The organism is Micromonospora sp. NPDC006766 (assembly GCF_040636055.1).
GTDB lineage: Bacteria > Actinomycetota > Actinomycetes > Mycobacteriales > Micromonosporaceae > Micromonospora.
Genome location: NZ_JBEYIX010000009.1, coordinates 43,793 through 55,888, shown reverse-complemented (window position 1 = coordinate 55,888; position 12,096 = coordinate 43,793). Strand labels below are relative to the sequence as shown.

The window sequence follows — 12,096 nt, the reverse complement described above, 5'->3', positions numbered from 1 at the left end:
GCCGCCTCCGGGTACGCACGCGTCGGGCCGCCCGGTCGGGCGGCCCGACGTGCAGCTGGCTTCGGTCAGGCCGAGCAGCTGGTGGTGGAGGTGGTGCTGCTGCAGGTCGAGGTGGTGGCCGACGAGGAGCAGGAGGCGAGGATCGCCTCGGACGCGTCGGCGTAGTCGGAGATCGCGAAGGTCTCCGACTCCAGCTCCATGATCTCCTCGGCGAGGGCGTTGAGGTCGGTCTCGGGCGCCATGATGCCTCCCAGCGGTCGGGGTTCGGCCGGCGTGTCCGGCCTCCGGCGTAAGCAGACCCCAGGGCGCTCACCGATCGCCTTCGGCTGCGGCCCCATTCCGCTGTCAACCCGTGACAGCGGATTGACAGCAGTCTGTACCTGGCTTGCTCCATGGCTTGACCGGCACGTTCCCCTGGGCCGGCCACCAGTGGCTGCACACACGTAGGACCGCCCTCCCGGGCGGCCCTACGCGCAGTTGCCCTCGGTCAGCCGCAGCAGCTGGTGGTCGAGGTGGTGCTGCTGCAGGTCGAGGTGGTGCCCGACGAGGAGCAGGAGGCGAGGATCGCCTCGGACGCGTCGGCGTAGTCGGAGATCGCGAAGGTCTCCGACTCCAGCTCCATGATCTCCTCGGCGAGGGCGTTGAGGTCGGTCTCAGGCGTCATGATGACTCCCCACGGTCGTGTTCGGCCGGCGCGTCCGGCCCTGGGCGTAAGCACACCCCAGGGCGCTCACCGATCGCTTTCGCCCGCAGTTTCAGCCCGCTGTCAACCGACGACAGCGGGATGACAGCACCCTGTACTTGGCTTGCACCATGGCGTCACCCGCACCGCAGGCCCGGGTCCGCGCAGCGGGTCCGACGCTCGATCCGGACCTCGTCGCCGGTGCGGGCCTGCTCTACCGAGACCTGCACGCGCACCCGGAGCTGTCCGGGCGGGAAGAACGTACCGCCGCCCGGTTCGCGGCGGCGCTGCGAGAGATCGGCTGCCAGGTCACGACCGGGGTCGGCGGGCACGGGGTCGTCGGCGTCCTCACCAACGGGATCGGCTCGACGGCGCTGCTTCGCGCCGAGCTCGACGCGCTGCCCGTCGCCGAGGTGACCGGGCTGCCGTACGCCAGCACCGCCACCGGCATCGATGCCGACGGCCAGGTCGTGCCGGTCATGCACGCCTGCGGGCACGACCTGCACCTGGCCGCGGCCGTCGGCGCCGCCGCCCACCTGGCTCGCAACCGGCACTGCTGGCGGGGGACCCTCCTCGTCCTGGGGCAGCCGGCCGAGGAGACCCTGCAGGGCGCGGCGGCCATGCTCGATGATGGCCTCTACGAGCGGTTCGGCCGTCCCGACCTCGTCCTCGCCCAGCACGCGGCACCACTGCCGGCGGGAATGGTGGCGCATGGCGCCGGCCCGATGACGGCCGGCAGCGTCACCCTGGATGTCACCGTGACCGGGCGGGGCGGCCACGCCGCCACGCCGCACCTGTGCGTGGACCCGGTGGTGCTGGCGGCGAGCATCGTCGTGCAGCTGCAGGCGATCGTGGCCCGGCAGGTGAGCCCCGCCGATCAGGTGGCGCTCACCGTGGGCACCCTGCGGGCCGGCCGGCATCCGGGTGTCATCGCCGACCACGCCACGCTCGGGGTGACGATCCGGGCGTTGTCCGATCAGACGCTGGACCGCGTCCTGGCGAGCGCGATGCGCACCGTGCGGGCCGCCTGCGAGGCCGCCGGCAGCCCGGTTGAGCCGCGGATACGGGTGGTGTCACGGGCCCCGGCCTACCAGGGCGACCCGGCGGTGACCGCACGGGTGCGGGCCGCCCACGAGGAGGCGTTCGGTGCGGAACGGGTCGCCTGGTGGCCGCCGTCCCTGGCGTCCGAGGACTTCCCACTCCTGGCCGCCGACATCCCGAGCAGTTACTGGATGCTCGGCACGGTCGGGCCGCGCCAGTGGCGGGCGGCAGCCGGTGCGAGCGCGGCCGAGAAGCTCGGCAGTCTGCCGACGAATCACAGCGGGGCCTTCGCTCCGAGCGTCGAACTGGCCCTGCCGGCCGGCATCGGGGCACTGGTCGTCGCCGCGTTGACGGTGCTTGAACCGGGGATTCGGGTGGCGGGAGCCGCCCCTGGCGAGTTGGGTGGGAAACAATGAAATTCTACGAACTGATGGCCCTGATCTGGATCTTCGCCGGGCTGGTCATCGCGCTGACCTGGATGATGCTGCGGCACCGGCGGGGTCAGGCCCGGCTGGAGCGGCGGTCGCGAACGAGGGACTGACTCCGTCCGGCTGCCGCGGTCGCTGCCGCCGTGGAATACTGGGCCAAAGGGGATAAGTAGGGCAGACCCAAATGGCCATGCGGGGTGAGGCGGCTGAGCTGCCGGGTAGCCGGGAGCCGCCGAGCCGGGCCGGCTTCGTCGAGCTGCTCTTCGACGTGGTGCTCGTGTTCGCTTTCACCCGCCTCTCCGACCGGCTGGTCGAGCAGCTGAACTGGTACGGCTTCTATTCGGCGATGGTGCTGACCCTGGCCCTGTGGTGGCTCTGGTATCGCATGGCCTGGACGGCCAACCGGTACGACCCCACCCGGCCGATGATCCAGGTCATGGTCATCGTGACCATGTTCGGCGCCCTGCTGATGGCGGCCGCCCTGCCGGCGGCCTATCGGGAGCGCGGGGTCGTCTTCGCGGGGGTCTTCGTCGCGATCGAGGTGCTCCGGCATCTCTGGCTCGTGCTGTTCGGCGGCGGGGGTCCGTACGCGCGCCTGGTCAGTGTCCGGATCGTCTTCTGGGCGTGCCTGTCGGCGGTGCCGTGGCTCGCCGGGATCTTCGCCCGCGACGGCGCGCGGCTGGTCTGGTGGACGGTGGCGGTCTTCATCGACTATGCCGGCGGGCTGCTCGACTTCCCGACCCCCTGGCTGGGTCGCGCGGGACTGCGGGGGCAGCCGATCGCGGAGGGACACCTGACGGAGCGTTATCGGCAGGTGCTCATCATCGCCTTCGGGGAGAGCATTTTGATCTCGGGCATCCAGATCAGCCCGTACGGCTTCCAACGCGATCGGACGGTCGCGCTGGTGGTGGCCTTCGTGATCACCGTGCTGTTCTGGCAGATCTACTACTACCGGGCGGGTGAGCTGCTCCCTGCCGCCATCGCGTCGTCCCGGGCCCCGGCGTACGTCGGCGACCTCGCGTCGTACGCGCACCTGCTCATGGTGGTCGGCGTCGCGGTCAGCGCGGTGGGGGACCGGTTGACCATCTCGCATCCCCTCGGCGAGGCCGCGCCGTCCCTGGTCGCGGTCACTCTCGGCGGACCGGCGTTGTTCCTGGTCGGCCGAGGAATGCTCGACTACGCCGGCTTCAGCCGGGTCTCCTGGTCGAGGCCGAGCGGACTGCTGGCGCTCGCGGTCCTGATCCCGGTGGCCCTGTTGCTGCCGCCCCTGCTGGTGGCCGTGGCCGCCGCCGTCGTGCTGGTCGGCGTCGCCACCGCGAACGTGATCAGTTGGCGGGTGTTCCCGCGAGAGATGGCGCCCCCGCCCGGCCTGCCCCGCAAGGGGTGAGGACGGCGACCGCGGCGTGAACGCCAGTCGTCGAATTTCATGCATTCCGCCGTATGAACTTGCAGTGGCCGGTCGCCCCTGTTAGCGTCTCTTGCATAGTCATGCGGAGGTGGGTATGGGTATCCGGGTAGCGGTCGCCGGGGCGAGCGGGTACGCCGGCGGTGAACTGCTCCGCCTGCTCGCCGGGCACCCCGAGCTCGACCTCGTCGCGGCCACCGCCCACACCCAGGCCGGCCAGCCCGTCGCCGCCGTACACCCGCAGCTCGCCGGGCTGGACCTGGTGCTCAGGGCGACCGACCCGGCCACCCTGGCCGACGCGGACCTGGTCTTCCTGGCCCTGCCGCACGGCGAATCGGCGGCCCTCGCCGCAGCCCTCCCCCCGACGGTCAAGGTGGTCGACCTCGGCGCCGACCACCGGCTGCGCGACGCGGACGCCTGGGCCCGCTACTACGGCGGCCCGCACGCCGGCGCCTGGACCTACGGCCTGCCTGAGCTGCCCGGCCAGCGCGCCGCGATCGCCGCCGCGACCCGGGTGGCCAGCACCGGCTGCTACGCGGTCGCCACCACCCTGGCCCTCGCCCCGCTGATCGCCGCCGGCGCGGTCCGCCCCACCGACGTGGTGGTGGTCGCCGCCTCCGGCACCTCCGGCGCCGGCCGGGCCGCGAAGGCCCACCTGCTGGGCAGCGAGGTGATGGGCGACCTGTCGCCCTACAAGGTCGGCGCCCACCAGCACGTGCCCGAGATCAAACAGGCCACCGGGGCGACCAGCGTCTCCTTCACCCCCGTCCTCGCGCCCATGCCGCGCGGCATCCTCGCCACCGTCACCGCCGTCCCCACCGGCGACGCCGACCCGCGCGAGGTGCTCAAGCGGGCGTACGCGGACGCACCCTTCGTGCACCTGCTGCCCGAGGGGGCGTGGCCGCACACCGCCGCCACCGCCGGCTCGAACTCCTGCCACCTGCAGGCGACGCTCGACGTCGACTCCGGCCGGGTGCTCGTGGTCAGCGCCATCGACAACCTGGGCAAGGGCGCGGCCGGACAGGCCGTGCAGAACGCCAACCTCATGCTCGGGCTCCCCGAGACCACCGGCCTTTCCGTCTTTGGAGTGGCACCGTGACCGTCACCACCCCCCGAGGCTTCCGCGCCGCCGGTGTCGCCGCCGGCCTCAAGGCCAGCGGCGCCAGCGACATCGCCCTCGTCGTCAACGACGGGCCCGACGCCGGGGTCGCCGGCGTCTTCACCGCCAACCGGGTCAAGGCGGCGCCGGTGCGCTGGACCCAGCAGGTCGTCCACGGTGGTGTGGTCCGTGCCGTGGTGCTCAACTCCGGCGGCGCCAACGCCTGCACCGGCCCGGCCGGCTTCCAGGACACCCACGCCACCGCCGAGCGCACCGCCGCCGCGCTCACCGCGAGCAGCCCCCGGCTGATGCTCGGCGCGGGCGAGGTCGCGGTCTGCTCCACCGGCCTGATCGGCGAGCGGCTCCCCATGCCCGCCCTGCTCGCCGGCGTACGCGCCGCCGTGCGCGGGCTGTCGCGCGACGGCGGCCAACCGGCCGCCGAGGCGATCATGACCACCGACACCCGTCCCAAGACCACCGTGGCCAAGGGCAGCGGCTGGACCGTCGGCGGCATGGCCAAGGGCGCCGGCATGCTCGCCCCCGCGATGGCCACCATGCTCTGCGTCCTCACCACCGACGCGGTGGCCGGACCGGGGATCCTCGACGCCGCGCTGCGGGCCGCCACCCGGGTCACCTTCGACCGGATCGACTCCGACGGCTGCATGTCCACCAACGACACGGTGCTGCTGCTGGCCAGCGGCGCGTCCGGCATCGAGCCCAGCGAGGCCGAGCTGACCGCCGCGGTCACCGCCGCCTGCCACGACCTGGCCCAGCAGCTCATCGCCGACGCCGAGGGCGCCACCAAGCAGATCGCCATCGACGTCGTCGGCGCCGCCGGCGAGGAGGACGCGGTCGAGGTCGGCCGGTCGGTGGCCCGGAACAACCTGGTCAAGACCGCGCTGTTCGGCAACGACCCGAACTGGGGCCGGATCCTCGCCGCGGTCGGCACCACCGCCGCCAGGTTCGACCCGGACGACGTGGACGTCGCGGTCAACGGGGTGTGGGTGTGCCGGGGCGGGGCCGCCGCCGAGGACCGCTCCAAGGTCGACCTCACCGGTCGGGACGTCACCATCCGGATCGACCTGCACGCCGGGGACGCGGCGGCGACCATCTGGACCAACGACCTGTCCCACGCGTACGTGCACGAGAACTCGGCCTACTCGACATGAGCCTCACCGCCGACCTCACCCGGGCCCAGGCCAAGGCCGAGACGCTGATCGAGGCCCTGCCCTGGCTGGCCCGTTTCTCCGGCGCCACCGTCGTGGTCAAGTACGGCGGCAACGCCATGGTCGACCCCGAACTGCAGCGTGCCTTCGCCGCCGACATGGTCTTCCTCCGGTACGCCGGCCTCAAGCCGGTCGTCGTGCACGGCGGTGGGCCGCAGATCTCCGCCATGCTGGGCCGGCTCGGCATCGCCAGCGAGTTCAAGGGCGGCCTGCGGGTCACCACCCCCGAGGCGATGGACGTCGTGCGAATGGTCCTCGTGGGGCAGGTCGGCCGGGAACTGGTCGGGCTGATCAACGCGCACGGGCCGTTCGCCGTCGGGCTCTCCGGCGAGGACGCCGGGCTGTTCACCGCCGTGCGCCGCCCCGCGTACGTGGACGGGGAGCCGGTCGACGTCGGCCAGGTCGGCGACGTGGAGTCGGTGGACATCTCGGCGGTGGCCGACCTGATCGCGGCCGGCCGGATCCCGGTCATCTCCACCGTCGCGCCGGACGCCGACGGGGTGCTGCACAACCTCAACGCCGACACCGCCGCCGCCGCGCTCGCGGTCGCCCTCGACGCGCGCAAGCTGGTCGTGCTCACCGACGTCCCCGGCCTGTACGCGGACTGGCCCGACACGTCCAGCCTGGTCAGTGAGATCAGCACCGACGACCTGGCGAAACTACTGCCGTCCCTGGAGTCGGGGATGGTCCCGAAGATGGAGGCCTGCCTGCGGGCGGTGCGCGGGGGAGTGCCCGCCGCGCACGTCGTCGATGGCCGGGTCGCTCACTCCACGCTGCTCGAGGTGTTCACCTCGGAAGGGTTCGGCACGATGGTGATCGCGTCATGAGCACGCTGGTCGAACGCTGGGGCCAGGCCCTGATGAACAACTACGGCACTCCGCCGCTGGCGCTCGTCTCCGGCTCCGGCGCCGTCGTGGTCGACGAGGCCGGCCGGGAGTACGTCGACCTGCTCGGCGGCATCGCCGTCAACGCCCTCGGCCACGCCCACCCGGCCGTGGTGGCCGCCGTCTCCAAGCAGGTCGCCACCCTCGGGCACGTGTCCAACCTGTTCGTCGCCGAGCCGCCGGTCGCCCTCGCCGAACTGCTGCTGGCCCTGGCCGGCCGCGCCGGGCGGGTGTTCTTCGCCAACTCCGGCGCCGAGGCGAACGAGGCCGCGTTCAAGCTCTCCCGGCTCACCGGGCGTACCCACGTGGTCGCCGCCCAGGGCGGGTTCCACGGCCGGACCATGGGTGCCCTGGCGCTCACCGGCCAGCCGGCCAAGGCCGACCCGTTCCGCCCGCTCCCGGGCGAGGTGACCCACGTCCGGTACGGCGACGCCGCCGCCTTGGCCGCGGCCGTCACCGACGCCACCGCCATGGTGATCATCGAGCCGATCCAGGGTGAGAACGGCGTCGTCGTGCCGCCGGCCGGCTACCTGGCCGAGGCCCGGCGGATCACCGCCGCGCACGGCGCGCTGCTGGTGCTGGACGAGGTGCAGACCGGCATCGGTCGCACCGGGCACTGGTTCGCCCACCAGGCCGAGGGTGTCGAGCCGGATGTCGTCACCCTGGCCAAGGGGCTCGGCGGCGGCCTGCCCATCGGCGCCTGCCTGGCCTTCGGTCGGGCCGCCGACCTGCTCGACCCCGGCTCACACGGCACCACCTTCGGCGGTAACCCGGTCAGCTGCGCGGCCGCCCTCGCCGTGGTCGCCACCATCGCCAACGAGGGGCTGCTCGACCACGTCAAGCGGACCGGCGAGCGGCTGCGGCGCGGGATCGAGACGCTCGGGCACCCGCTCGTCGCCGAGGTCCGCGGCGCCGGCCTGCTGCTCGGCGTCGTACTCGCCGAGCCGGTCTCCGCAGCGGTGACCACCGCCCTGCGCGACGCCGGTTTCCTGGTCAACCCGGTGCAGCCCGATGTGGTCCGGTTGGCCCCGCCGCTGATCCTCACCCCCGACCAGGCCGACGCCTTCCTCGCGGCCCTCCCGGCAGCCCTCGACGCCGCGGCGCCCGCCGCGGATCTTGGAGGGAAATGGCCCCTCCAGGGGCCGAAATCCTCCAAGATCTCCACCAGCCCGGCACCGACGAGCCCGACCACGACGGAGGTAACGGCATGATCCGGCACTTTCTGCGGGACGACGACCTGACCCCCGCCGAGCAGTCGGCCGTGCTCGACCTGGCCGCCCGGATGAAGGCCGACCGGTTCGCGCTGCGGCCCCTGGCCGGGCCGAAGTCGGTGGCGGTGCTCTTCGACAAGCAGAGCCTGCGGACCCGGATCTCCTTCGACGTCGGCATCGCCGAGCTGGGCGGGCACCCGCTCGTGGTGGACACCCAGGTCACCCACTTCGGGCGGGGCGAGACCCTGGCCGACGCCGGTCGGGTGCTGTCCCGCTACGTGGCGGCGATCGTGCTGCGCACCCACGGCGACGACCGGATCGCCGAGGTCGCCGCGCACGCCACCGTGCCGGTGGTCAACGCGCTCACCGACACCTACCACCCGTGCCAGCTCCTCGCGGACCTGCTCACCGTCCGGGAACGGTTCGGCGCGACCGCCGGGCGCACCCTGGCGTACGTCGGGGACGCGGCGAACAACATGGCGCACTCGTACCTGCTGGCCGGGGCGACCGCCGGGATGCACGTCCGGGTCGCCGGGCCGGCCGGTTTCCAGCCCGACCCCGAGGTGGTCGCCCGGGCCGAGAAGATCGCCGCCGGCACCGGCGGGTCGGTCCGCGCGCTCACCGACCCGGTCGACGCGGTCCGTGGCGCGGACGTCGTCGCCACCGACACCTGGACCTCGATGGGCCAGGAGGCCGACGGGCTGGACCGGCTCACCCCGTTCCTGCCCTACCAGGTCAACGACGCGCTGCTCGGCCACGCCTCGGCGGAGGTCATCGTGCTGCACTGCCTGCCCGCCCACCGGGGCGAGGAGATCACCGACGAGGTGCTCGACGGGCCGCGCAGCGCGGTCTTCGACGAGGCGGAGAATCGCCTGCACGCCCAGAAGGCGCTGCTGACCTTTCTCCTGGAGGCATCGACATGACCGCCCCGCTGACCCGCGCCGCCCGGCACGCCCGCATCGTCGAGCTGATCCGCGACAAGGCGATCCACTCGCAGACCGACCTGGCCGACCTGCTCGCCGGCGACGGCATCCAGGTCACCCAGGCCACCCTCTCCCGGGACCTGAAGGAACTGGGGGCGGTCACCGCCCGCGGCGGCGACGGGCGTGCCGTCTACCTGATCCCCGAGGACGGCCACCGGCCGCTGCGCGAGGCCGAGAACGCCCCGGCCCGGCTCGTCCGGCTGCTGCGCGAACTGCTCAACGGGGTCGACGCCAGCGGCAACATCGCCGTCCTGCGCACCCCGCCGGGCGCAGCCCACTACCTGGCCAGCGCGTTGGACCGAGCGGGCCTGCCCGAGGTCGTCGGCACCATCGCCGGCGACGACACCATCCTCGTCGTGGCCCGCGAGGCCGTCGGCGGCGCCGCGTTGGGCGACAAGCTCGCCGCGTGGGCCGGCCGGGAAGAAAACGTTGAAGGGAATACCACACCATGACCGAGCGGGTCGTCCTGGCGTACTCCGGGGGTCTCGACACCTCCGTCGCCATTCCGTACCTGACCGAGCAGACCGGCGCCGAGGTGATCGCGGTCGCGGTCGACGTCGGCCAGGGCGGCGAGGACATGAACGTCATCCGGCAGCGCGCGCTGGACTGCGGCGCGGTCGAGTCGGAGGTGGTCGACGCGCGCGACGAGTTCGCCGCCGAGTACTGCCTGCCGGCGATCCGCGCCAATGCCCTCTACATGGACCGCTATCCGCTGGTCTCGGCGTTGTCCCGGCCGCTGATCGTCAAGCATCTGGTCGCCGCCGCGACGAAGCACGGCGGCACGATCGTGTCGCACGGCTGCACCGGCAAGGGCAACGACCAGGTTCGCTTCGAGGTCGGCCTGGGCGCGCTCGCGCCCGACCTGAAGATCATCGCACCGGCCCGGGACTTCGCCTGGACCCGGGACAAGGCGATCGCCTTCGCCGAGGAGAAGGGGCTGCCGATCGACGTGTCGGCCAGGTCGCCGTACTCCATCGATCAGAACCTGTGGGGCCGCGCGGTCGAGACCGGCTTCCTGGAGGACATCTGGAACGCACCCGTCGAGGCTGTCTACTCCTACACCGCCGACCCGACGCAGGAGCGGGACGCCGACGAGGTGGTCATCACCTTCGACGCCGGCGTGCCCGTCGCCATCGACGGCGAGACGGTCACCCCGTACCAGGCGATCCTGGAGCTCAACCGGCGCGCCGGCGCCCAGGGCGTCGGCCGGCTCGACATGGTCGAGGACCGCCTCGTGGGCATCAAGAGCCGCGAGGTCTACGAGGCCCCGGGCGCGATCGCCCTGATCACCGCCCATCAGGAGTTGGAGAACGTCACGGTCGAGCGGGACCTGGCCCGGTTCAAGCGCGGCGTCGACCAGCGCTGGGGCGAGCTGGTCTACGACGGCCTGTGGTTCTCGCCGCTGAAGCTGGCGCTCGACGCTTTCATCGACGATGCCCAGCGACACGTCACCGGCGAGGTGCGCCTCACCCTGCACAGCGGTCGGGCCACCGTCACCGGCCGGCGCTCCGAGTCCAGCCTCTACGACTTCGGCCTGGCCACCTACGACACCGGTGACACTTTCGACCAGTCCCTTGCCAAGGGGTTCGTGCAGCTGTGGGGCCTGCCCAGCAGGATGGCCGCCGCGCGGGACGCCCGGCTCGGCGGCGCCTGACCGTGGAGACCACAATGGGCAGGGTGGACGACAAGAGCCTGACCGAGAACAGTGCCGCCACCAACCGGACGAGCCTCTGGGGAGGCCGGTTCGCCGGCGGACCGTCCGAGGCGCTCGCGCGGCTGTCGGTGAGTGTCCAGTTCGACTGGCGTCTCGCCCCGTACGACATCGCCGGTTCCCGGGCGCACGCCCGGGTCCTGGCCGGCGCCGGCCTGCTCGACCCGGAGGAACTGGGCAAGATGCTGGCCGCGCTGGACGATCTAGAGGCCGCCTGCGCCTCCGGTGCGTTCCGGCCGACCGTCGACGACGAGGACGTGCACACCGCGCTGGAGCGCGGCCTGCTGGAGCGGCTCGGCGGCCTTGGCGGCAAGCTGCGCGCCGGCCGATCCCGCAACGATCAGGTCGCCACCGACCTGCGGCTCTATCTGCGTGACCACGCCCGCGGCGTGGCCGCCCGCCTGGTCGAGCTGGCCGAGGCCCTGGTCGAGCAGGCCGAGCGGCACGTCGACACCGCCGCCCCCGGCATGACCCACCTCCAGCACGCCCAGCCGGTCACCTTCGGGCACTGGCTGCTCGCCCACGTGCAGCCGCTGCTGCGCGATCTGGAGCGGCTGCGCGACTGGGACCACCGGGCCGCGATCAGCCCGCTCGGTGCGGGCGCGCTGGCCGGCTCCGGGTTGCCGCTGGACCCGGTGACGGTCGCCAAGGAGCTGGGCTTCCGCACGTCCTTTGCCAACTCGATGGACGCCGTCGCCGACCGGGACTTCGTCGCCGAGTTCCTCTTCGTCACCGCGATGATCGGCGTGCACCTGTCCCGCCTCGGCGAAGAGGTGGTGCTCTGGACGTCGCACGAGTTCGGCTGGGTCGAGCTGGACGACGCGTTCGCCACCGGCTCGTCGATCATGCCGCAGAAGAAGAACGCGGACGTCGCCGAGCTGGCCCGGGGCAAGTCCGGGCGGCTCGTCGGCGGGCTGATGAGCGTGCTCACCATGCTCAAGGGCCTGCCGATGACCTACGACCGGGACATGCAGGAGGACAAGGAGCCGGCCTTCGACGCGGTCGACACCCTGGAACTGCTGCTGCCGGCCCTCGCCGGGATGATCTCCACGATGACGGTACGCGCCGACCGCCTGGTGGCCGCCGCGCCGGTCGGCTTCTCGCTCGCCACCGAGGTGGCCGACTGGCTGGTCCGCCGGGGCGTGCCGTTCCGCGACGCGCACGAGATCACCGGCCGGCTGGTGGCGCTCTGCGTGGCCCGCGACTGCGCCCTCGACGAGATCTCCGACGACGACCTCACCACGGTCAGCCCGCACCTGGACCCGTCGGTCCGGGACGTGCTGTCGGTCCGCTCCGCCCTGGCGGCCCGGACCACCCCCGGCTCGACCGGCCCCGGGCCGGTGGCCGACCAACTCGCCGCCGCCGGGGACAGGCTCGCCGGCTGGCGGGACTGGGCCGCCGAGCGGGTCGTACCCCGCTGAACCCG

At 72.8% G+C, this 12,096-nt stretch carries 13 protein-coding genes; 11 read left to right on the top strand and 2 right to left on the bottom strand.

The window, feature by feature from the left end; genetic code table 11:
• Positions 1 to 65 precede the first annotated feature (65 nt).
• Together ABZ671_RS12170 and ABZ671_RS12165 are read right to left on the bottom strand one after the other, a co-directional pair.
• Positions 66 to 242: a thiazolylpeptide-type bacteriocin gene (locus ABZ671_RS12170; protein ID WP_357855480.1), complete on the bottom strand. Its 177-nt coding sequence runs from the start codon at positions 240 to 242 to the stop codon at positions 66 to 68.
• 245 nt (positions 243 to 487) lie between these two features.
• Positions 488 to 664: a thiazolylpeptide-type bacteriocin gene (locus tag ABZ671_RS12165; protein ID WP_357855477.1), complete on the bottom strand. Its 177-nt coding sequence runs from the start codon at positions 662 to 664 to the stop codon at positions 488 to 490.
• A 149-nt stretch (positions 665 to 813) separates the two neighbouring features.
• Between ABZ671_RS12165 and ABZ671_RS12160 the strand changes: the two genes are divergently transcribed.
• The 11 genes from ABZ671_RS12160 to argH all read left to right on the top strand — a co-directional run bounded on the left by ABZ671_RS12160 (position 814) and on the right by argH (position 12,091).
• Positions 814 to 2,139: an amidohydrolase gene (locus tag ABZ671_RS12160; RefSeq protein WP_357855474.1), complete on the top strand. Its 1,326-nt coding sequence runs from the start codon at positions 814 to 816 to the stop codon at positions 2,137 to 2,139.
• Entirely contained in the window at positions 2,136 to 2,264 is a 129-nt protein-coding gene (locus ABZ671_RS12155) for a hypothetical protein (RefSeq protein WP_357855471.1), read from the top strand. The genes ABZ671_RS12160 and ABZ671_RS12155 overlap by 4 nt, the downstream gene beginning before the upstream one ends.
• 71 nt (positions 2,265 to 2,335) lie before the next feature.
• The gene (locus ABZ671_RS12150) at positions 2,336 to 3,538 is read left to right on the top strand and encodes a low temperature requirement protein A (protein WP_357855468.1); all 1,203 of its coding nucleotides are present in this window, start codon (positions 2,336 to 2,338) and stop codon (positions 3,536 to 3,538) included.
• 115 nt (positions 3,539 to 3,653) lie between these two features.
• Complete coding sequence (gene argC / locus ABZ671_RS12145; RefSeq protein WP_357855465.1) at positions 3,654 to 4,655, top strand: N-acetyl-gamma-glutamyl-phosphate reductase; 1,002 nt, start codon at positions 3,654 to 3,656, stop codon at positions 4,653 to 4,655.
• Positions 4,652 to 5,824: a bifunctional glutamate N-acetyltransferase/amino-acid acetyltransferase ArgJ gene (gene argJ, locus ABZ671_RS12140; protein WP_357855462.1), complete on the top strand. Its 1,173-nt coding sequence runs from the start codon at positions 4,652 to 4,654 to the stop codon at positions 5,822 to 5,824. The genes argC and argJ overlap by 4 nt, the downstream gene beginning before the upstream one ends.
• The gene (gene argB, locus ABZ671_RS12135) at positions 5,821 to 6,708 is read left to right on the top strand and encodes an acetylglutamate kinase (RefSeq protein WP_357855459.1); all 888 of its coding nucleotides are present in this window, start codon (positions 5,821 to 5,823) and stop codon (positions 6,706 to 6,708) included. The genes argJ and argB overlap by 4 nt, the downstream gene beginning before the upstream one ends.
• Positions 6,705 to 7,976, top strand: coding sequence for an acetylornithine transaminase (locus ABZ671_RS12130; RefSeq protein WP_357855456.1), 1,272 nt, complete (start codon positions 6,705 to 6,707; stop codon positions 7,974 to 7,976). Before argB ends, ABZ671_RS12130 begins: the two co-directional genes overlap by 4 nt.
• Positions 7,973 to 8,899, top strand: coding sequence for an ornithine carbamoyltransferase (gene argF, locus ABZ671_RS12125; protein WP_357855453.1), 927 nt, complete (start codon positions 7,973 to 7,975; stop codon positions 8,897 to 8,899). The genes ABZ671_RS12130 and argF overlap by 4 nt, the downstream gene beginning before the upstream one ends.
• The gene (locus ABZ671_RS12120; RefSeq protein WP_357855450.1) at positions 8,896 to 9,411 is read left to right on the top strand and encodes an arginine repressor; all 516 of its coding nucleotides are present in this window, start codon (positions 8,896 to 8,898) and stop codon (positions 9,409 to 9,411) included. The genes argF and ABZ671_RS12120 overlap by 4 nt, the downstream gene beginning before the upstream one ends.
• Complete coding sequence (locus ABZ671_RS12115; RefSeq protein ID WP_357855447.1) at positions 9,408 to 10,613, top strand: argininosuccinate synthase; 1,206 nt, start codon at positions 9,408 to 9,410, stop codon at positions 10,611 to 10,613. Before ABZ671_RS12120 ends, ABZ671_RS12115 begins: the two co-directional genes overlap by 4 nt.
• A gap of 14 nt (positions 10,614 to 10,627) precedes the next feature.
• The gene (gene argH, locus ABZ671_RS12110) at positions 10,628 to 12,091 is read left to right on the top strand and encodes an argininosuccinate lyase (protein ID WP_357855444.1); all 1,464 of its coding nucleotides are present in this window, start codon (positions 10,628 to 10,630) and stop codon (positions 12,089 to 12,091) included.
• Positions 12,092 to 12,096: the final 5 nt, after the last annotated feature.

Excerpts from the sequence above, each read along its gene's own strand:
- ABZ671_RS12170 (WP_357855480.1), bottom strand. The coding sequence starts at position 242 with ATGGCGCCCGAGACCGACCTCAACGCCCTCGCCGAGGAGATCATGGAG.
- ABZ671_RS12165 (WP_357855477.1), bottom strand. The coding sequence starts at position 664 with ATGACGCCTGAGACCGACCTCAACGCCCTCGCCGAGGAGATCATGGAG.
- ABZ671_RS12160 (WP_357855474.1), top strand. The coding sequence starts at position 814 with ATGGCGTCACCCGCACCGCAGGCCCGGGTCCGCGCAGCGGGTCCGACG.
- ABZ671_RS12155 (WP_357855471.1), top strand. The coding sequence starts at position 2,136 with ATGAAATTCTACGAACTGATGGCCCTGATCTGGATCTTCGCCGGGCTG.
- ABZ671_RS12150 (WP_357855468.1), top strand. The coding sequence starts at position 2,336 with ATGGCCATGCGGGGTGAGGCGGCTGAGCTGCCGGGTAGCCGGGAGCCG.
- argC (WP_357855465.1), top strand. The coding sequence starts at position 3,654 with ATGGGTATCCGGGTAGCGGTCGCCGGGGCGAGCGGGTACGCCGGCGGT.
- argB (WP_357855459.1), top strand. The coding sequence starts at position 5,821 with ATGAGCCTCACCGCCGACCTCACCCGGGCCCAGGCCAAGGCCGAGACG.
- ABZ671_RS12130 (WP_357855456.1), top strand. The coding sequence starts at position 6,705 with ATGAGCACGCTGGTCGAACGCTGGGGCCAGGCCCTGATGAACAACTAC.
- argF (WP_357855453.1), top strand. The coding sequence starts at position 7,973 with ATGATCCGGCACTTTCTGCGGGACGACGACCTGACCCCCGCCGAGCAG.
- ABZ671_RS12120 (WP_357855450.1), top strand. The coding sequence starts at position 8,896 with ATGACCGCCCCGCTGACCCGCGCCGCCCGGCACGCCCGCATCGTCGAG.
- ABZ671_RS12115 (WP_357855447.1), top strand. The coding sequence starts at position 9,408 with ATGACCGAGCGGGTCGTCCTGGCGTACTCCGGGGGTCTCGACACCTCC.
- argH (WP_357855444.1), top strand. The coding sequence starts at position 10,628 with ATGGGCAGGGTGGACGACAAGAGCCTGACCGAGAACAGTGCCGCCACC.